Below are 19,392 nucleotides of genomic sequence, written 5' to 3' on the forward strand. Positions count from 1 at the left end.
AAGTTTCATGCAGATGAATCCCAACAAAGATACCCAGCTGTGCATGTCCCTGTCGGGGCGCCCGGGGAATTTCGGTCTGCGCTTTCATAACCATTTGTATGAGCAGTTGGGCCTGAACTTCTATTACAAGGCGTTCAGCAGTCAGGACCTGCCGGGGGCCGTTGGCGGGATTCGTGCGCTGGGGATTCGTGGTTGCGGGGTGTCGATGCCGTTCAAGGAAGCCTGCATCGCGCTGGTCGATGAACTGGATGCGTCGGCGGCGGCGATCCAGTCGATCAACACCATCGTCAACACCCACGGCCATCTCAAGGCCTACAACACCGACTACATCGCCATCGCGCAATTGCTGGAAACCCACGCGGTACCGCAAGACACGACGTTCGCCCTGCGCGGCAGCGGCGGCATGGCCAAAGCGGTGGCCAGTGCCTTGCGCGATGGTGGCTACAAGAACGGCCTGATCGTTGCGCGTAACGAGCGCGCCGGACGGGCACTGGCGGACTCGCTGGGCTATCGCTGGCAGGCGGAGCTCGGCGAAGAGCGGCCGCAGATGCTGATCAACGTCACCCCGGTGGGCATGGACGGCGGGCCGGAGGCCGGGCAACTGGCGTTCGAGCCTGAAGTGATCCAGGCCGCCGACACGGTATTCGATGTGGTAGCGATTCCGTCGGAAACGCCGCTGATCGTGCGGGGGCGGGCCGAGGGCAAGAAGGTGATTACCGGGCTTGAAGTGATTGCGATCCAGGCGCTGGAGCAGTTTGTGCTGTACACCGGGGTGCGGCCAAATGAAGAGCAGTTTGCGGCGGCGGTGGCATTTGCTCGTAGCTGATCATTGAGTTTTGCGCTAAACCATCGAGCCCCTTCGCGAGCAAGCCGGCTCCCACTGGTGTCAGGTTGCAACACAACCAGGTGAGCAACCACAAATCCTGTGGGAGCGGGCTTGCTCGCGAAGGCCGCGACTCGGTTGTTAGTCGGTTGCCTATACTGCGACCTCAGCAAGCCAAGACTTGCCCCTCATAAAAAACCTGATCGAGGCTCCCCATGCATCCGCCCATCCTCAACCTGCACCAGGTCGAACTCGAATCCCTGCCCGAAGCCCTTGCTCCGGAGGGCGAAACCGCTGGCCGCTATCAACAACGCATGGCGCGCATCGGCCAGCAACTCGGCGCGCAAAAACTCGGTTATCGCCTGTACGCACTACCGCCAGGCATGCGCGGTAGTCCGTTTCACAGCCATCGGGTCAATGAAGAGATGTTCTATGTGGTGGCCGGGGAGGGCGAAGTGCGGCTGGGGGCCGAACGCTTTCCGATCCGCGCGGGCGACGTGATCGCCTGCCCGCCGGGCGGCCCGGAAACGGCGCATCAGATCATCAACACCAGCGACGCGGAACTGCGTTACCTGGCGGTCAGCACCCAGCAGCAACCGGATATCTGTGAGTACCCGGACTCCAACAAATACGCGGTGATGGACAACTTCAAAGTCGATGACCAGGGTAATGCGTCAGGTTTTGTTGCCGTGGCGCGGCTGGCGGATGGTGTGGATTACTGGGATGGGGAGTAAATAGAGATCTTCGGCTTGGTGTAGACCCTGTGGGAGCGGGCTTGCTCGCGAATGCAGTGTGTCATTCACAGTGATTCGACTGACACGGCCCCTTCGCGAGCAAGCCCGCTCCCACCATAGGATTGGGGGTGATTATTCGAGGCGCGCCAGGCGCTCTTCCAGTGCGGCAATCCGTGCTTCCAGCTCTTCGATTCTCTCCACGGAAACGCCGCTGGTCGCGCGCTCTCCAGGATTCTGCCGCGCCGCCAGAATCGCCTCGATATCTGCCGGATCGCCCAGCGCATGGGTATAGCGGTCTTCGCGCTGCCCGGCCTGACGCGGAATCAACACCGCCAGTCCGCGCGCGATCAGGCGCTCCAGCTGATGCACCACTTGCTCGGCATCTTCGAAGTCATGCATCCGGCCGCTGCGGGTCAGCAGCTCATTCACTGTCTGCGGGCCACGCAGGAACATCAAGCCAGTGAGAATCACCTGGGCCGGCACCAGCTCCAGCGCCTTGTCGAGCTTGTGCTCCCAGCGGTCGGCGCGACTGCCCATGACCAGTTTGGCGTAACCGTGGCTTTCCAGCGCACGCAGGCTCTGGCCGACCTGACCTTGAGTCAGGTTCATCACCGGCTCGCGGCTGGTTTTCTGATTGCAGGCCAGCACCAGCGCATTGAGGGTCAGCGGATAGGTTTCCGGGCTGGTGGCCTGTTTTTCGATCAACGCACCCAGGATGCGGATTTCCGTGGCATTGAGCCGTGGTTCGTCGGTGGTGGTTGCAAGTTCGGTGGTCATCGCGCGTTCCCTCAGCAGTCGAAGGCGCCTAGCCTAATCCTTGGCTAACAAAAGGCAAGCCGTGTGGTCATCAAGCATGGCTATAATCGCCTCCACGTTCCACCCAGCCACTACACGAGACTGCCATGACCATTTCCCTGTACGCCGCATCCGTCCCGGTTTTTCAACAAATGCTCAACGCCCTGAGCGATGTCCTGAAAAAGGCTGAAGCCCACGCCACTGAGAAAAACATCGACCCGAACGCCTTCCTGCAAGCGCGCCTGTACCCGGACATGTTCCCGCTGGTGCGTCAGGTGCAGATCGCCGTCGACTTCGCCAAGGGCGTTTCCTCGCGTCTGGCCGAAGTCGAAATCCCGAAATATGACGACACCGAAACCACCTTCGCCGAGCTGCAGGCGCTGATTGCCAAGGTCCTGGCCTACATCGGCGAGATCAAGCCGGAGCAGATCAATGGCAAGGAAGGCATCGAGATTGTTACTCGTCCGGGCACCCCGAAAGAGAAGCGCTTCAGCGGCCAGGCTTACCTGCTGAGCTACGGTCTGCCGCAGTTCTTCTTCCACGTCACCACCACCTACGCGCTGCTGCGCCACAACGGTGTTGAAGTGGGTAAACGCGATTACATGGGCGCGTACTAAAACACCCAGCTACAAAAAAGCCCGCCAAGGTTTGCGCCTTGGCGGGCTTTTTTTTTGTAGGAGTGAGCCTGCTCGCGATAGCGGTGTGTCATACCGAGACGATGTGACTGACACACCGCTATCGCGAGCAGGCTCGCTCCTACAGGTTTATGCGGTGCGTTGGGCTTTCGCTTCTTCACCCAGGCATGCCGCAGCGGTGAACAAAACATCAGTCGACGAATTCAACGCCGTCTCCGCCGAGTCCTGCAACACCCCAATGATGAAACCGACCGCCACCACCTGCATGGCAATCTCGCTCGGGATACCGAACAGGCTGCACGCCAGCGGAATCAGCAGCAGCGAGCCGCCGGCCACGCCCGAGGCGCCACAGGCGCAGATCGCCGCGACAACGCTGAGCAGGATCGCGGTCGGGATGTCCACGGCAATCCCCAGCGTGTGCACAGCGGCCAGGGTCAGCACGGTGATGGTGATCGCCGCGCCAGCCATGTTGATGGTTGCGCCCAGCGGGATCGATACCGAGTAGGTGTCTTCGTGCAGGCCCAGGCGCTTGCTCAGTTCCAGGTTGACCGGAATGTTCGCCGCCGAGCTGCGGGTGAAGAACGCGGTGATCCCGCTTTCGCGCAGGCACTTGAGGGTCAGCGGGTACGGGTTGCGGCGCAGTTTCCAGAACACGATCAGCGGATTCATCACCAGCGCGACGAACAGCATGCAGCCCAGCAGCACGCCCAGCAGATGCGCGTAACCGATCAGTGCACCGAAGCCCGAAGTGGCCAGAGTCGAAGCCACCAGGCCGAAAATGCCCAGGGGGGCGAAGCGAATCACCACGCGCACGATCAGCGTCACGCCGTTGGACAGATCGCCAACCACTTCGCGGGTGGTGTCACCGGCGTGGCGGATCGCCACACCCATGCCGATCGCCCAGGCCAGAATGCCGATAAAGTTGGCGTTCATCAGGGCGCTGACCGGGTTGTCGACCACGCTCAACAGCAGGCTCTGCAGGACTTCAGTGATCCCGCCCGGCGCCGTCACCGCGACGTTGTCGGTGGACAGCACCAGATGCGAGGGAAACGCCATGCTGGCCACCACCGCGACCACCGCCGCAGCGAAGGTGCCGAGCAGATACAGAAACAGGATCGGCCGGATGTGGGTTTCCTGGCCGTGCTTGTGGTTGGCAATCGACGCCATCACCAGCACGAATACCAGAATCGGGGCCACGGCTTTCAGCGCCGAGACGAACACTTTGCCGATGAACGCCGAGCCTTTCGCCGCTTCCGGGGCGAACAGCGCCAGAGCGATACCGGCAATCAGGCCGATCAGGATCTGCGTGACCAGGCTGAGGTTTTTCAGGCGTTGCAATAGAGAAGGGGATGAAGCGGTCATAACGGCATCTCTGATTTTTTATAGGGTGCAAGGTTGCGTGAAACCGGTGATACATCGGGGGGCAGGTCACCGGCACGAACCGAAAGGGCTGACGCGCCATCAACGCTGTTAAACAGGCCGCTGAATAGGGTGTACGTTTTTCAGGGCGCGGACTTTATCACAGCGTAGGCGTCATCCTTCAGGCCTGTGACGATCTGCCACCGGATTGATCGGCAAGTCGGCAGGTTTGTGCAAGTCAGCCCGGAAACACTCTGTTAAGATTCGCCATCCTCATTTTCATAGTCTGCCAGCGGGCCTCTTGGTCATCGCTGGTGTCGTCGTTTTGCTGGAGTTGCTCATGCTGTTGCCCATTCTTCTGTTGTCCGCCGCCGGATTCACGGTGCTGACCACAGAGTTCGTCATCGTCGGCCTGTTGCCGGCCATTGCCCGCGACCTGGCGGTAAGCATTCCGCAGGCCGGTTTGCTGGTGACTCTATTCGCTTTCACGGTGGCGATGTTCGGTCCATTTTTGACCGCGTATTTCGCCCGGTTCGAGCGGCGCAAGTTGTTCATCACGATTTTGATCATGTTCGGCCTGGCCAACACCGTTGCGGCGCTGGCGCCGAACATCTGGGTCATGGCCATCGCCCGGCTGATCCCGGCGCTCGGCCTGCCGGTGTTCTGGGCCTTGGCCAGTGAGACGGCGGTGGACATCGTCGGCCCGGATCACGCCGGCCGCGCGATTGCCAAGATCGGCTTCGGCATTGTTTGCGCGACGGTGTTCGGCATTCCGGTGGGCACCTTGATTTCCGATGCGTTCGGCTGGCGCAGTGCGTTCGCGATTCTGGCGGTGATCGCTTTCGCCAAGGCCTTGCTGCTGTTTGTTTACCTGCCGAAAACCAGTCTGCACCAGCATCAGGTCAGTTTTGCTTCGCAGTTCAAGATCCTGCGCAACCCGCTGATGATCGGCCATGTGCTGTTGTCGATTCTGGTATTCAGCGGCATGTTCACCGCTTATACCTATCTGGCCGACATTCTTGAGCGTCTGGCCGGGTTCAACGGTACGGTGGTTGGCTGGTGCCTGATGGGCTTCGGTGCGGTCGGGCTGATCGGCAACTCACTGGGCGGTCGCGCGGTGGATCGTCATCCACTGGGCGCCTCGGTGTTGTTCTGCGCGTTCATGATTGCCGGCATGGTCTCGCTGGTGCCGAACATTCACTCGACGGTGGGGCTGGCGGTGGCCATGGGCATCTGGGGTATCACCCAGGCTGCGTTGTTCCTGGTCAGCCATGTACGCCTGATGAAGGCCGCACCGGAAGCGCCAGCCTTTGCCGCCTCGCTGAATATCGCCGGGGCCAACCTCGGGATCGGCCTCGGAGCGATGATCGGCGGTCGAGTGATCGACAGTGCCGGCCTCGGTTTTCTGGGGTTCGCCGCTGCCGGGTTCATTCTGTTGTCGGTGTTCCTCGCCATGGTGTTGATGACGCTCAAGCCGCGCGACGCGTGCGCTCAGGTGTCATAACGCGGTAAACAGCTCGCGTCGGGCACCTTCGGTAATCGCAACGATGCCGGGGTGCTTGACCTTGCGCTCCACCGAAATGGCATAGAACGACTCGGTCACCGCATCGGTCTGGCCAATCACTTCGACGCCGTACTGGCGTTTGACTTCATCGGCAATCACGCTCGGACCTATGAAGATCCCGCTGCCCGATTGGCCGAAGGCCTGCATCAGGGCGCTGTCATCGAACTCCCCGACGATTCGCGGCTGGATCTGTTGCTCGGCAAACCAGCGCTGCAAACGGCTGCGCACCACGGTTTCCGCGCCTGGGATCAACAGCGGTGCGCCGTTGAGGCTGCGCGGGAAATCCTGCCCGTATTGCGCTGCCAACTTCGTGGTGGCGAAGAAACTGATCCCGCATTCGCCGAGCTTCTGGCTGTAGCCCTTGATGTCGAGGTGCGACGGCATCGGGCTGTCGGAAATCACCAGATCCAGGCGCTGGATGGCCAGATCCGCCAGCAGGCGTTCGAGTTTGTCTTCGCGGCAGGTGATGCGCAGTGGCTCGTGCAGTTCCATGGTCGGCGCGATCAGGCGGTAGACGATGGATTTGGGCACCACATCCGCCACGCCGACGCGAAACAGGATCTGCTGTTCGTTGGGCTGGGCACGTAGCATCAACTCCAGTTCGCCGCCTAACTGAAACATCTGCTCGGCGTAGGGCAGGGCTTGGCGTCCGGCTTCGGTCAGCTCCAGTTGGCGGCCGACCCGTTGAAACAGTTCGATGCCGTAGGTTTGTTCGAGCAGCGAAATCTGCCCGCTGATGGTTTGTGGCGTGAGGTTAAGCTGCTCGCAGGCACGCACGATGCTGCCGGTTTTGGCGACCACCCAGAAGTAATGCAGTTGTCGGTAGTTGAGCATCGAGCCACGACCTCTGTTTTGAAGGTGCTGGATTCGTAAAAACCGAAGTATAGCCGCTAAAAATACGAATTTTACTGAAGTGTTTGTCTCCCTAGAATGCCCAGCCATCGACGGGCGGTCTGTGACCCTGTCTGTTCATTCGAAGGAAGTCCCATGAAATACACAATTCCAGCGTTGATGTTTACGTCTTTACTGCTTATGGCCGGTTGCGATCAGGCCGAGAAAAGCGCCCAGCAGTTGATGGGCAAGGCCGCCGAAAGCGCCAAACAGGCGATCGACGATACGCACAAGGCTGCTGAACAAGCGCTCAGCGACGCCACCGGCGGCCTGATCGAGAAAAAAGAAACACCGGAAAAAGACGCGGAAAAATCCGAATCTTCCTCCAAGACCATCTAAACCGTCTTACACAGAGTCAGGACTGACCCATGGAATATCTGTTAGAACTCGCCGCCAGCCCCGCCGCCTGGGTTGCTTTGGCCACACTGGTGGTGATGGAAATCGTGCTCGGCATCGATAACCTGATCTTTATTTCGATCCTGACCAACAAACTGCCCGTGCAGCATCGGCAGAAGGCGCGGCGCATCGGTATCGGCATGGCGCTGATTCTGCGTCTGGCTCTGTTGAGCACCATCGCCTTCATTGTGCAGTTGACTGCCCCCGTGATCGAAATCATGGGCCAGGCGTTCTCCTGGAAGGACATGATCCTGATTGCCGGTGGTCTGTTCCTGGTGTGGAAAGCCACAACCGAGATCCATCACAGCATGGACCCGGCGCCGGAAGACCCGAAATCCGCGACATCGACCGTGACCTTGGGTTTTGCGGCTGCGATCGGTCAGATCCTGATGCTGGACATGGTGTTCTCGATCGACAGCATCATTACCGCGGTGGGCATGACTGAGCACTTGCCGATCATGGTGATCGCAGTGGTGGTCTCGGTAATGGTGATGCTGTTCGCGGCTGAACCGCTGGCCAAGTTCATCAACGACAACCCGACGGTGGTGATGTTGGCGCTGGGCTTCCTGATCATGATCGGCATGACGCTGATCGCCGAAGGCTTCGGCGCCCACGTACCGAAAGGTTATGTCTACGCCGCCATGGCGTTCTCGGCAGCGATTGAGGTGCTGAACATGATGTCGCGCCGGGCGAAGCAGAAGAAACTGGCGCAGCAGGCGTAAGCGCTGACCAGCCAAAAGCCCCCTGAGCGCCAAGCGTTCAGGGGGCTTTTTTATGGGCGGAACGTTTGCAGTATCAACGTTTGCAGTATCAATGTGCGGTCGCGTGCCGTGCGTTGTGCTTTTGCGGTTTTTCGACCGCCACAGGTGGCTGCGGGTGATGGTGGCGCCGCGAAATCCGCAGCACGCCCCACAACATGGCAGTGGCCACGGCCAGCCAGCCGGCGATCAGCATTACGATAGTCATGGTCAGGCTCATCAGTGCCTCCTCTTTGCCCTGCGTCGGGCACTCACTTTTTCAATTCGCTCTGTTTCAGTGACAGTCTAGACAATGGGGTGTTTCAGACTATTGACCAAAGGTCGGTGATGACCAATCAGTTCGCTCTATGCAAACGATCGGTCTGCGGTTTAAGGCTATACCGCAGGCCTGCGCCGCCCTATGATCGCAGGCGTTGCCGGAACACGATGACCGGCGTCTGACGAGAGTGATGATGGTGCAGGTATTTTCTCGATTGCGAGGGGCGTTGCTGGTGGCCGGTTGCGCGGCGGTGTTGGCCGGGTGTGCGGGCAGTGTCGCGCCGCAGGTCAAGCGTCTGCCGGAACGGGTCGAACTCAGCGGCACGTTCTATCGCGGCGAAGCCAATCAAAGTGGTCCGCAAGTGCTGGCCAGCCTGTTGTCGCAGCAAGGCATCATGATCACCCCGGGCCTGCTGGAAAAACCGTTGCATCTGCCGGATGCACAAGAGCAGTTGCAGCAGAATCTGCAGAGCCTGGCTCGCGATTACGGCATGGTGGTCTATCCGCTGGACAAGAATTTGCCTGCCCTGTTGACCCAGGTCGCGGCAGGTTATCCGGTAATGGTGCGCTTCAGTGAAGGCTCGGCGTTCTGGGCCGAACCGCGTTACGCGATCCTTTCCGGTTACGACCGGCTGAAACAGAAGGTGTTGTTGCGCGCCGGGATGAATCGCCGCGAACTGATGAGTTTCAGCTCCTTTGAATCCGCCTTCGAAAAATCCGGCGCTTGGGCGGTACTGATCCAGAAACCGTCGCAGATTCCTGCCGAAGTCGACCGCCAGCGCTGGCTCAAGGCCGCGGACGAGCTGGCGCAGGCCGGGCAGGAACGTGAAGCGGCGCAAGCCAGACAGGCCTTGGCCGCACATTAAGGCTCCGTTCGTCATCTGCCGGGCACCCTCACGCCCGGCAGGCCTCTCACTGATAGAGCCCGAATGTGCGGGTGAATCAGGAGGCGAGCATGGCAGATTCCCCATCCCCGAAAGGCCCACACTCAAGCGAGCATTCGTCCGGTCATGATCTGGGTTTCGATCCGGATTCACCGGATCTCGACGATCCGCAAGTTGATCCGGTCGGCCCCGCCAAGGCGCCGCGAGACGTGCAACCGGACGACGACAGTCAGCGGCCAGCCAAACCTTATGATCCGTTGGCCGATCTCAAACCTTGAAGTGAGGTGCGTATGAGTACCGATTCCACCTTCGACGATAAAAAACCGGACAGCGTGCCGACCACGCCTGAGGACGACGTGGACCCTGTGCTGGATCCGGACAGCCCGCTGCGCGATCCGCTGGCGCGACCTAATGTGCTGACGCCAGATCCGAGCGCTGGTGACGGCATTCCGGACGACGACAAAATGCCGTTACCCAATGATTGAATAACGGGTATTTAACCACTGGCTGAATACCTCTGTGGTGAGGGAGCTTGCTCCCGCTGGACTGCGCAGCAGGCCTTTCTGGTTAAAAAAGGTTCGCTACGCGCCCCAGCGGGAGCAAGCTCCCTCGCCACAGTTGGATATTTCTGGTTACTTGGAGGCTTCGACCACGCCGCTCTGGCGCGCCTTGAGGTTCTTTTCGGCCTTGTATTGCTGCGCAACTGCCGGAACGCTGGCGCTACGACCGGTTTCCATCCAGCTGCGGATACGACTGGCATCGGCAAAATGCGTGTACTTGCCGAACGCATCGAGAATCACCAGGGCGACCGGACGATTGCTCATCCGCGTCACCAGCACCAGGCAATGACCCGCCGGGTTGGTAAAGCCGGTTTTGGTGATCTTGATGTCCCAGTCAGCCTTGTTCACCAGGTGATCGGTGTTGCGGAAACCCAGGGTGTAATTGGGTTTGCGGAACGATACGGTTTTTTCCTTGGTAGTGGTCAGCTCGCTGAGGATCGGATGCTTGCTCGCGGCGACCAGCAGTTTGCTCAAGTCGCGGGCGGTGGACACGTTGCGTTCCGACAGCCCGGTCGGCTCGACATAGTGCGTATTGGTCATGCCCAGCGCTTTGGCCTTGGCGTTCATTGCGGCGATGAACGCGGCGTAACCGCCTGGATAGTGATGCGCGAGGCTGGCGGCCGCACGGTTCTCCGAAGACATCAGGGCAATCAGCAGCATCTCGCGACGCGGCAGTTCGCTCTTCAGTTTGACTCGGGAGAACACGCCTTTCATTTCCGGCGTGTGGCTGATGTCGACGTCGATCCATTCGTCCATGTTCTGGTGCGCTTCAACCACCACCAGTCCGGTCATCAGCTTGCTCACCGAGGCGATCGGTACGATCACATCCGGGTTGCTCGAATAGATGACTTTATTGGTCTGCAAATCCATAAGCAGGGCGCTGCCGGAGGCGATCTTCAGTTGTGAAGCGTCGCGTGGCGCGGCGGTAGTTTCTGCGGCGTTGACCGTTGGCGTGACGAATGTGCCTGAAACAGCAAATAACAGGCTCAGGATCGAAAGACGAATTTTCACGCGGGCGAACTCATAAAGGTTGGATATTCCGTTAGTTTGTAACGGGTTATTTCTTCAAAGCGTCGCATTCTAGGAGTATGGCTGAAGATCTGTCGATGGTTGTTTGAATGACCTGAAAATCTCGTGAAAAGGCCTGTGAAAAGAGGGGTTTCCGGCGAACGGTTAGTGTTTTTTCTCAGATACGAAAAACCCCGCACAAGGCGGGGTTCTTTTACCGCGCAAAAACGCCTCAGGCGTGCAGGGTTTCTGCCGCGTAGAGGGTGTTTTCCAGCAGGCAAGCACGGGTCATCGGGCCAACGCCGCCGGGGACCGGAGTGATCCAGCCAGCGCGGGGCAGGGCGGTTTCATACACCACGTCACCGACCAGCTTGCCGTCGTCCTGACGGTTGATGCCGACGTCGATCACGATCGCGCCTTCCTTGATCCACTCACCCTTGACCAGTCCCGGCTTGCCGGCGGCGACCACCACCAGATCAGCGCGACCGACGTGGCCGGCCAGGTCCTTGGTGAAGCGGTGGGTGACGGTCACGGTGCAACCGGCCAGCAGCAGTTCCATCGCCATCGGGCGGCCGACGATGTTCGACGCACCCACCACCACCGCATCCAGACCATAAAGGTCAACGCCGGTGCTTTCCAGCAAGGTCATGATGCCCTTTGGTGTGCACGGACGCAGCAGCGGAATGCGCTGGGCCAGGCGGCCGACGTTATAAGGATGGAAGCCATCGACGTCTTTGTCCGGGCGAATGCGCTCCAGCAGTTTGGAGGCGTCCAGGTGCTCGGGCAGCGGCAGTTGCAGCAGCACGCCGTCGATGGCCGGGTCGTCGTTGAGGCGATCAATCAGATCGGTCAGCGCTTCTTGAGTGGTTTCGGAAGGCAGGTCGTAGGCTTGAGAGAGGAAGCCGACCTCTTCACAGTCTTTACGCTTGTGCGAGACATAAACCTGAGAGGCAGGATCGCTGCCGACCAGGATCACCGCGAGGCCGGGAGTGCGCAGGCCTTGCTGGCGACGCTCGGCAACTCGTTGGGCGATCTGCTGGCGCAGGCTGGCGGCGATCGATTTGCCGTCGATTAGTTGTGCAGTCATTGCGCGTGATTAACCATCGAGAGGGGAAAAAAAGAGAACGCATTCTCGCATGTCAGACGGTGAGGGCAAAGGCGCTTGGTCAGCAAATTCCCCTAACTCCTTTAATTAAATGAATTTTTTTCAAAAAGGATTTGACGACCTTGGGAGCGCTCTATACTATTCGTCGCACTTGTCGGGCACAGCCTAGCACTGGTTAAGAAGGTTGAGCGGAATTAGCGTTCTGCGAAGCTGGAAAGCATTTAGTTTGTAGTCCTCCAAGAGTACAGATTAATAAGGCGCCCGTAGCTCAGCTGGATAGAGCATCCGCCTTCTAAGCGGATGGTCGCAGGTTCGAGTCCTGCCGGGTGCGCCATTAGGCAGCTTTGGCACAAGTAGCGCGATATGGTGGGCGTAGCTCAGTTGGTAGAGCACGGGATTGTGACTCCCGTTGTCGTGGGTTCGATCCCCATCGTCCACCCCATATTTCGAAAGGCGCCAGATGTAACAATCTGGCGCCTTTGCTTTAAAAAGCTTCATCTGCGGATGTGGTGGAATTGGTAGACACACTGGATTTAGGTTCCAGCGCCGCGAGGCGTAAGAGTTCGAGTCTCTTCATCCGCACCAATTAAAGCTTCATTCATGCCGCAGGCCTGATGAAGTTCAGCAAAGAAGTTGAATGGCTTTTTTGTGACGCAATATGGTGGGCGTAGCTCAGTTGGTAGAGCACGGGATTGTGACTCCCGTTGTCGTGGGTTCGATCCCCATCGTCCACCCCATATTTCGAAAGGCGCCAGATTTAACAGTCTGGCGCCTTTTTTGTTTTACGGCTGGTGGTTTGTCGCGCAGCGATTCGGGTCGAAGGGCAGGGCGTTTCGTCGTGTTCAGGGGCTTGCTGTCAGCGTGCCGACCGCCGGCCATGTTCGCGGGATCAGCCGTCAGGGAGATGGCTCGCAGTCTCTTCTATATATAGAAGCGGTTGAAGCAGAGCCTTGGCGTGATGGTCTTTATTCGTCTTCGAGGTGGAGTGCATTGCTGCATTCGCACCTATAAATGGCCTGCTGTTTTTTTACCCGTTTTCAGTAGGGTGACTTCTTGAGTTTGACCCACTAGAATGCATGCCCTTGATTCTGGGGTCGGAAACGGCCGGCTAACGTCTGTGCAACGAGGAATATCCATGCAAGTTTCTGTTGAAAATACTACTGCTCTTGAGCGCCGCATGAGCGTCACCGTGCCGGCTGAGCGCATTGAGAGCCAGGTCAACAAGCGTCTGCAGCAGACTGCCCAAAAGGCCAAGATTGCTGGCTTCCGTCCAGGCAAAGTGCCAATGAGCGAAATCAAGCGCCGTTTCGGTGCTGACGCTCGTCAGGAAGCTGTTGGTGATGTCATCCAGTCCTCCTTCTACGAAGCCGTGGTTGAGCAGAAGCTGAACCCTGCCGGTTCGCCTTCGATCGAGCCGAAGTCGCTGGAAGCTGGCAAAGACCTGGAATACGTTGCCGTATTCGAAGTGTTCCCTGAGTTCACCGTTGCCGGTTTCGACGGCATCACTGTCGAGCGTCTGAGCGCTGAAGTGGCTGACGCCGATCTGGACAAGATGCTGGACATCCTGCGCAAGCAGAACACCCGTTTTGAAGTGGCCGATCGTGCTGCTCAGAACGAAGACCAGCTGAACATTGATTTCGTTGGCAAGGTTGACGGCGAAGCCTTCGCTGGCGGCTCGGCCAAAGGCACTCAGCTGGTGCTGGGTTCCGGTCGCATGATCCCGGGCTTCGAAGAAGGCCTGGTGGGCGCTAAAGCGGGCGAAGAGCGCGTTCTGAACCTGACCTTCCCTGAGGACTATCAGAACCTGGACCTGGCCGGCAAAACCGCCGAGTTCACCGTGACGGTCAACACCGTTTCCGAGCCTAAGCTGCCAGAGCTGAACGAAGAGTTCTTCGCTCAATTCGGCATCAAGGAAAGCGGCATCGACGGTTTCCGCACCGAAGTTCGCAAGAACATGGAGCGTGAGCTGCGTCAGGCCATCAAGTCCAAGGTGAAAAATCAGGTAATGGACGGTCTGCTGGCCACCAACCCGATCGAAGTGCCGAAGGCTCTGCTGTCCAACGAAGTTGACCGTCTGCGTGTGCAGGCGGTTCAGCAGTTCGGTGGCAACATCAAGCCTGACCAACTGCCGGCCGAGCTGTTCGAAGAGCAAGCCAAGCGCCGTGTAGTGCTGGGTCTGATCGTGGCCGAAGTGGTCAAGCAATTCGACCTGAAGCCTGACGAAGCCCGCGTTCGCGAAATGATTCAGGAAATGGCTTCGGCTTACCAGGAACCTGAGCAGGTCGTGTCCTGGTACTACAAGAACGAGCAGCAACTGAACGAAGTTCGTTCGGTTGTGCTGGAAGAACAAGTTGTGGATACTGTTCTGCAGAAAGCTAGCGTGACCGACAAATCGGTCTCTTACGAAGAAGCGGTCAAGCCGGTAGAAGCTCCAAAAGCCGACTGATTGTTTTTGCGTTAAGAAGTACACACATAAGCCAGCCTTCGAGCTGGCTTATGCGTATTCAAGACATAACTATTTGGGAGTGACTGCAGAGCATGTTCCGTAATTCGTATATTCAGCAGAACTCTGATATCCAGGCCGCTGGCGGCCTGGTCCCGATGGTTGTCGAGCAATCTGCTCGTGGCGAGCGCGCCTATGACATCTACTCGCGCCTTCTGAAGGAGCGCGTCATTTTTCTGGTGGGTCCTGTAGAGGACTACATGGCCAACCTGATCTGTGCGCAATTGCTGTTCCTTGAAGCGGAAAACCCGGACAAGGACATCCATCTCTATATCAACTCCCCGGGCGGTTCGGTGACAGCGGGCATGTCGATCTACGACACCATGCAGTTCATCAAGCCAAACGTCTCGACGACGTGCATTGGTCAGGCGTGCAGCATGGGTGCATTCCTGCTGACGGCCGGTGCTCCAGGCAAGCGTTTCTGCCTGCCGAACTCGCGTGTGATGATTCACCAGCCACTGGGCGGTTTCCAGGGCCAGGCCTCTGATATCGAAATCCATGCCAAGGAAATCCTCTTCATTCGCGAGCGTCTGAACACGCTGATGGCCAAGCACAGCGGTCGTACGCTTGAAGAAATCGAGCGTGACACCAACCGCGACAACTTCATGAGTGCAGAAGCTGCGAAGGAATACGGCCTGATCGACGAAGTCATCAACCAGCGTCCTGCGTAAAATAAGCAGCTCAAAATAAGGTGGGTCGGCAGGTCCGACCACCAGCGGGCTTGAAAAAGCCCGCAATAGCCTTCATCTTGTGTTGCAAGCCTATCGGATTTGGATCGAACGAATGACTGACACCCGCAACGGCGAGGACAACGGCAAGCTGCTCTATTGCTCCTTCTGTGGCAAAAGCCAGCATGAAGTGCGCAAATTGATTGCCGGCCCCTCGGTCTTTATCTGCGACGAGTGCGTCGACCTGTGCAATGACATCATCCGCGAGGAGGTGCAGGAAGCACAGGCCGAAAGCAGCGCGCATAAATTGCCTTCGCCTAAAGAAATCAGCGGCATCCTTGACCAGTATGTAATCGGTCAGGAGCGTGCGAAAAAGGTTCTGGCCGTAGCGGTGTACAACCACTACAAGCGCCTGAATCAGCGTGACAAGAAGGCTGACGACGTCGAACTCGGCAAGAGCAACATCCTGCTGATCGGCCCGACAGGCTCCGGTAAAACCCTGCTGGCCGAAACACTGGCCCGCCTGCTGAACGTTCCGTTCACCATCGCTGACGCAACCACCCTCACCGAGGCCGGTTACGTAGGTGAAGATGTCGAGAACATCATTCAGAAATTGCTGCAAAAGTGCGATTACGACGTGGAAAAGGCCCAGATGGGCATTGTCTATATCGACGAAATCGACAAGATTTCCCGCAAGTCCGACAACCCGTCGATCACCCGCGATGTTTCCGGTGAAGGCGTGCAGCAGGCCTTGCTCAAGTTGATCGAAGGCACGGTCGCTTCCGTTCCGCCGCAAGGTGGTCGCAAGCATCCGCAGCAGGAATTCCTGCAGGTCGACACCCGTAACATCCTGTTCATCTGCGGTGGTGCGTTCTCTGGTCTGGAAAAGGTTATCCAAAACCGTTCCACCAAAGGCGGCATCGGTTTCAACGCAGAAGTGCGCAGCAAGGAAGAAGGCAAGAAAGTCGGTGAATCCCTGCGTGAAGTCGAGCCTGACGATCTGGTCAAGTTCGGTCTGATCCCGGAATTCGTCGGTCGTCTGCCGGTTCTTGCGACGCTGGACGAGCTCGACGAGGCTGCGTTGATGCAGATCCTCACCGAGCCGAAAAATGCTCTGACCAAACAGTATGCCAAGCTGTTCGAGATGGAAGGCGTGGATCTGGAGTTCCGGACCGACGCACTGAAATCGGTCGCCAAACGTGCCCTGGAACGTAAAACCGGTGCCCGTGGCCTGCGTTCGATTCTCGAAGGTGTGCTGCTCGACACGATGTACGAAATCCCTTCGCAGTCTGAAGTGAGCAAAGTCGTCATCGATGAAAGCGTGATTGAAGGCAAGTCCAAGCCACTGTATATCTACGAAAACAGTGAGCCGACGGCCAAGGCAGCGCCGGACGCGTAAGCGTCCACACTGCCGGAACAAAGAAGGGGCCTTCGGGCCTCTTTTTTTTTATGTCGTTTTTTACATCCGCTTTGCGCTTGTTTTTTTTCAAGGCAGCCCCCATCTTGGTTTCAAGTTTAATTCCATCTGATTACGGCCATATGGCCGCCGTAGAGGCGAAATCATGAAGACAACCATCGAATTGCCTCTCCTGCCATTGCGTGATGTCGTGGTTTATCCGCACATGGTTATCCCGCTGTTCGTGGGGCGCGAGAAATCCATCGAAGCCCTCGAGGCCGCGATGACGGGCGACAAGCAGATCCTGCTGCTGGCCCAAAGAAACCCGGCTGACGATGATCCCGGTGAAGACGCTCTCTATCGCGTAGGTACTATCGCCACTGTGTTGCAGCTGCTGAAGCTGCCGGACGGCACCGTCAAGGTTCTGGTCGAAGGTGAGCAGCGCGGTGCTGTAGAGCGCTTCAGCGAAGTCGACGGGCATTGCCGTGCCGAAGTCTCGCTGATCGACGAAGTCGACGCCGCCGAGCGCGAATCCGAAGTGTTCGTGCGCAGCCTGCTGTCGCAGTTCGAACAATACGTGCAGTTGGGCAAGAAGGTCCCGGCTGAAGTCCTGTCGTCGCTCAACAGCATCGATGAGCCTGGTCGCCTGGTTGACACCATGGCCGCGCACATGGCGCTGAAGATCGAGCAGAAACAGGAAATCCTCGAAATCATCGATCTGTCGGCCCGGGTCGAGCACGTGCTCGCCTTGCTGGATGCCGAAATCGATCTGCTGCAAGTTGAAAAACGCATTCGCGGCCGCGTCAAAAAGCAAATGGAGCGCAGCCAGCGCGAGTACTACCTGAATGAGCAGATGAAGGCCATTCAGAAAGAGCTGGGCGACGGTGACGAAGGTCACAATGAAATCGAAGAGCTGAAAAAGCGCATCGATGCTGCCGGCCTGCCGAAAGATGCCTTGGCCAAAGCCACCGCCGAGCTGAACAAGCTCAAGCAAATGTCGCCGATGTCCGCTGAAGCCACCGTGGTGCGCTCCTACATCGACTGGCTGGTGCAGGTGCCGTGGAAGGCGCAAAGCAAGGTACGCCTCGACCTGGCGCGTGCTGAAGACATTCTCGACGCCGATCACTACGGTCTCGAAGAGGTCAAGGAGCGCATCCTTGAATACCTCGCCGTGCAGAAGCGCGTGAAGAAGATCCGTGGTCCGGTGTTGTGCCTGGTGGGTCCTCCTGGCGTGGGTAAGACCTCGCTGGCAGAGTCGATTGCCCACGCCACCAACCGTAAATTTGTGCGTATGGCCCTCGGTGGCGTGCGTGATGAAGCGGAAATTCGTGGTCATCGTCGGACTTACATTGGTTCGATGCCAGGAAGATTGATTCAAAAGATGACAAAAGTGGGTGTGCGCAACCCGCTGTTCCTGCTCGATGAAATCGACAAAATGGGCAGCGACATGCGTGGCGACCCGGCGTCGGCGTTGCTGGAAGTGCTCGATCCGGAGCAGAACCACAACTTCAACGATCACTATCTGGAAGTCGATTACGACCTGTCCGATGTGATGTTCCTGTGCACCTCGAACTCGATGAACATCCCGCCGGCATTGCTGGACCGGATGGAAGTCATTCGTCTGCCGGGCTACACCGAAGACGAAAAGATCAACATCGCCGTAAAGTACCTGTCGCCCAAGCAGATTGCCGCTAATGGTCTGAAGAAGGGTGAGCTGGAATTCGACGAGGAAGCGATCCGCGACATCATCCGTTACTACACCCGTGAAGCCGGTGTGCGTGGCCTCGAACGTCAGATCGCCAAAGTCTGCCGCAAGGCCGTGAAAGAACATGCGCTGGAAAAACGTTTCTCGGTAAAAGTGACAGCTGACCTGCTGGAGCATTTCCTCGGCGTGCGTAAATTCCGCTACGGTCTGGCAGAGCAACAGGATCAGATCGGTCAGGTGACTGGCCTCGCGTGGACGCAGGTGGGCGGTGAATTGCTGACCATCGAAGCGGCTGTGGTGCCGGGTAAAGGTCAGCTGATCAAGACCGGTTCGCTGGGCGATGTAATGGTCGAATCGATCACTGCGGCGCTGACCGTTGTGCGCAGCCGTGCCAAAAGCCTGGGCATTCCGCTGGACTTCCATGAAAAGCGCGACACCCACATTCACATGCCGGAAGGGGCGACCCCGAAGGACGGTCCTAGCGCGGGTGTGGGCATGTGCACGGCACTGGTGTCAGCCTTGACCGGGATTCCGGTGCGCGCCGATGTCGCCATGACCGGCGAAATTACCCTGCGTGGCCAAGTGTTGGCGATTGGTGGTCTGAAGGAAAAACTGCTCGCGGCTCACCGTGGCGGAATCAAGATTGTGATTATTCCGGAAGAGAACGTGCGCGATCTGAAGGAGATTCCTGACAATATCAAGCAGGATCTGCAGATTAAACCGGTTAAATGGATTGACGAGGTCCTGCAAATTGCGCTGCAATACGCTCCGGAGCCCTTGCCGGATGTGGCTCCGGAGATAGTTTCCAAGGACGAAAAACGTGAGTCTGATTCAAAGGAAAGAATTAGCACGCATTAATACGTTTTTGCCTGGGGGGCTTCCTTGACAGCTTTTTAGAGCCCTTGTTATAAAGCGGCTCTTAAGTGTCTGTAGGCCATTCAGCACTCGTTTTTGCTTTCACCAAAAAACTTAGAATCATCTCAAAATAGATATAAGGGGACTTAGAGTGAACAAGTCGGAACTGATTGATGCTATCGCTGCATCCGCTGATATCCCGAAAGCTGCTGCTGGCCGTGCGCTGGACGCTGTAATCGAATCCGTCACTGGCGCTCTCAAGGCTGGCGACTCCGTTGTTCTGGTTGGTTTCGGCACTTTCTCCGTGACTGATCGTCCAGCTCGCGTTGGTCGTAACCCACAGACCGGCAAGACGCTGCAAATCGCTGCTGCTAAAAAGCCAGGTTTCAAAGCCGGTAAAGCACTGAAAGAAGCTGTTAACTAAGTTAGTTTGTTTCAGGTTTTTACCCATCCGGGTCGGGGTCATGCCTGACTTGGCAGCGGAGCGGTAGAGCA

The 19,392-nt window shown here is 58.0% G+C and carries 20 protein-coding genes and 4 tRNA genes; 18 read left to right on the forward strand and 6 right to left on the reverse strand.

The features are described 5' to 3' along the window. Positions 1-7: 7 nt before the first annotated feature. Positions 8-826, forward strand: coding sequence for a shikimate 5-dehydrogenase (locus tag ACOYXG_RS09455; protein WP_096797752.1), 819 nt, complete (start codon positions 8-10; stop codon positions 824-826). Positions 827-1,038: 212 nt separating this feature from the next. Further along, positions 1,039-1,557 carry a cupin domain-containing protein gene (locus ACOYXG_RS09460; protein ID WP_247268566.1) on the forward strand — a complete coding sequence of 173 codons (519 nt, stop codon included), beginning with the start codon at positions 1,039-1,041 and terminating at the stop codon, positions 1,555-1,557. A gap of 132 nt (positions 1,558-1,689) precedes the next feature. Here the strand turns inward: ACOYXG_RS09460 and ACOYXG_RS09465 are convergent, their stop codons facing one another. Further along, positions 1,690-2,334 carry a YceH family protein gene (locus ACOYXG_RS09465; RefSeq protein ID WP_460357271.1) on the reverse strand — a complete coding sequence of 215 codons (645 nt, stop codon included), beginning with the start codon at positions 2,332-2,334 and terminating at the stop codon, positions 1,690-1,692. A gap of 125 nt (positions 2,335-2,459) precedes the next feature. Between ACOYXG_RS09465 and ACOYXG_RS09470 the strand changes: the two genes are divergently transcribed. After that, complete coding sequence (locus tag ACOYXG_RS09470) at positions 2,460-2,969, forward strand: DUF1993 domain-containing protein (protein WP_007965386.1); 510 nt, start codon at positions 2,460-2,462, stop codon at positions 2,967-2,969. A gap of 147 nt (positions 2,970-3,116) precedes the next feature. On the opposite strand, the gene sstT is transcribed toward ACOYXG_RS09470, so the two are convergent. Beyond that, positions 3,117-4,349 carry a serine/threonine transporter SstT gene (gene sstT / locus ACOYXG_RS09475; RefSeq protein WP_096795703.1) on the reverse strand — a complete coding sequence of 411 codons (1,233 nt, stop codon included), beginning with the start codon at positions 4,347-4,349 and terminating at the stop codon, positions 3,117-3,119. Between the two features lie 337 nt (positions 4,350-4,686). Here sstT and ACOYXG_RS09480 point away from each other — a divergent pair, with 337 nt between their 5' ends. Beyond that, the gene (locus ACOYXG_RS09480; protein WP_460357275.1) at positions 4,687-5,850 is read left to right on the forward strand and encodes an MFS transporter; all 1,164 of its coding nucleotides are present in this window, start codon (positions 4,687-4,689) and stop codon (positions 5,848-5,850) included. Here ACOYXG_RS09480 and nhaR read toward each other — a convergent pair. Beyond that, positions 5,845-6,744, reverse strand: a complete 900-nt coding sequence (gene nhaR / locus ACOYXG_RS09485) for a transcriptional activator NhaR (protein ID WP_134785956.1) — start codon at positions 6,742-6,744, stop codon at positions 5,845-5,847. The genes ACOYXG_RS09480 and nhaR overlap by 6 nt on opposite strands. Positions 6,745-6,897: 153 nt before the next feature. Here nhaR and ACOYXG_RS09490 point away from each other — a divergent pair, with 153 nt between their 5' ends. Both ACOYXG_RS09490 and ACOYXG_RS09495 read left to right on the forward strand, forming a co-directional pair. After that, complete coding sequence (locus ACOYXG_RS09490; protein WP_007965379.1) at positions 6,898-7,140, forward strand: hypothetical protein; 243 nt, start codon at positions 6,898-6,900, stop codon at positions 7,138-7,140. Positions 7,141-7,169: 29 nt separating this feature from the next. After that, the gene (locus ACOYXG_RS09495) at positions 7,170-7,919 is read left to right on the forward strand and encodes a TerC family protein (protein WP_027613902.1); all 750 of its coding nucleotides are present in this window, start codon (positions 7,170-7,172) and stop codon (positions 7,917-7,919) included. A gap of 88 nt (positions 7,920-8,007) precedes the next feature. Here ACOYXG_RS09495 and ACOYXG_RS09500 read toward each other — a convergent pair whose 3' ends face one another. Then, positions 8,008-8,163 (reverse strand): hypothetical protein, encoded by a 156-nt coding sequence (locus ACOYXG_RS09500; protein ID WP_179353273.1) that lies wholly within the window; start codon positions 8,161-8,163, stop codon positions 8,008-8,010. A gap of 244 nt (positions 8,164-8,407) precedes the next feature. Between ACOYXG_RS09500 and ACOYXG_RS09505 the strand changes: the two genes are divergently transcribed. From ACOYXG_RS09505 to ACOYXG_RS09515, 3 genes are all read left to right on the forward strand, one after another. Beyond that, positions 8,408-9,079, forward strand: a complete 672-nt coding sequence (locus tag ACOYXG_RS09505) for a peptidase C39 family protein (protein ID WP_336840900.1) — start codon at positions 8,408-8,410, stop codon at positions 9,077-9,079. A gap of 89 nt (positions 9,080-9,168) precedes the next feature. Then, on the forward strand, positions 9,169-9,375 hold the full coding sequence (locus ACOYXG_RS09510; protein ID WP_047597456.1) for a DUF6021 family protein: 207 nt from the start codon (positions 9,169-9,171) through the stop codon (positions 9,373-9,375). Positions 9,376-9,387: 12 nt separating this feature from the next. Next, positions 9,388-9,582: a hypothetical protein gene (locus tag ACOYXG_RS09515; protein ID WP_414887944.1), complete on the forward strand. Its 195-nt coding sequence runs from the start codon at positions 9,388-9,390 to the stop codon at positions 9,580-9,582. Positions 9,583-9,729: 147 nt separating this feature from the next. Here ACOYXG_RS09515 and pbpG read toward each other — a convergent pair whose 3' ends face one another. Together pbpG and folD are read right to left on the reverse strand one after the other, a co-directional pair. Next, entirely contained in the window at positions 9,730-10,668 is a 939-nt protein-coding gene (gene pbpG, locus ACOYXG_RS09520; protein ID WP_460357280.1) for a D-alanyl-D-alanine endopeptidase, read from the reverse strand. A gap of 229 nt (positions 10,669-10,897) precedes the next feature. Next, positions 10,898-11,752, reverse strand: coding sequence for a bifunctional methylenetetrahydrofolate dehydrogenase/methenyltetrahydrofolate cyclohydrolase FolD (gene folD, locus ACOYXG_RS09525; protein WP_003223627.1), 855 nt, complete (start codon positions 11,750-11,752; stop codon positions 10,898-10,900). Positions 11,753-12,027: 275 nt separating this feature from the next. Here folD and ACOYXG_RS09530 point away from each other — a divergent pair. The 9 genes from ACOYXG_RS09530 to ACOYXG_RS09570 all read left to right on the forward strand — a co-directional run bounded on the left by ACOYXG_RS09530 (position 12,028) and on the right by ACOYXG_RS09570 (position 19,321). Next, positions 12,028-12,104 (forward strand) — tRNA-Arg (locus tag ACOYXG_RS09530). Positions 12,105-12,136: 32 nt separating this feature from the next. Then, positions 12,137-12,212, forward strand: a tRNA-His gene (locus ACOYXG_RS09535). Between the two features lie 58 nt (positions 12,213-12,270). Further along, positions 12,271-12,355, forward strand: a tRNA-Leu gene (locus tag ACOYXG_RS09540). 76 nt (positions 12,356-12,431) lie between these two features. Then, positions 12,432-12,507: transfer RNA gene (locus tag ACOYXG_RS09545), tRNA-His, on the forward strand. Between the two features lie 398 nt (positions 12,508-12,905). Further along, a complete protein-coding gene (gene tig, locus ACOYXG_RS09550) occupies positions 12,906-14,216 on the forward strand; it encodes a trigger factor (protein ID WP_027614582.1) in 1,311 nt (436 codons plus the stop codon). Positions 14,217-14,308: 92 nt separating this feature from the next. Further along, positions 14,309-14,944: an ATP-dependent Clp endopeptidase proteolytic subunit ClpP gene (gene clpP / locus ACOYXG_RS09555; protein WP_007951559.1), complete on the forward strand. Its 636-nt coding sequence runs from the start codon at positions 14,309-14,311 to the stop codon at positions 14,942-14,944. A gap of 112 nt (positions 14,945-15,056) precedes the next feature. Beyond that, complete coding sequence (gene clpX, locus ACOYXG_RS09560; RefSeq protein WP_003223632.1) at positions 15,057-16,340, forward strand: ATP-dependent Clp protease ATP-binding subunit ClpX; 1,284 nt, start codon at positions 15,057-15,059, stop codon at positions 16,338-16,340. A 163-nt stretch (positions 16,341-16,503) separates the two neighbouring features. After that, the gene (gene lon, locus ACOYXG_RS09565; RefSeq protein WP_003223634.1) at positions 16,504-18,900 is read left to right on the forward strand and encodes an endopeptidase La; all 2,397 of its coding nucleotides are present in this window, start codon (positions 16,504-16,506) and stop codon (positions 18,898-18,900) included. Positions 18,901-19,048: 148 nt separating this feature from the next. After that, complete coding sequence (locus ACOYXG_RS09570) at positions 19,049-19,321, forward strand: HU family DNA-binding protein (protein WP_008077714.1); 273 nt, start codon at positions 19,049-19,051, stop codon at positions 19,319-19,321. The last annotated feature ends 71 nt before the right edge of the window (positions 19,322-19,392 follow it).

The organism is Pseudomonas sp. G3-39, assembly GCF_054790485.1.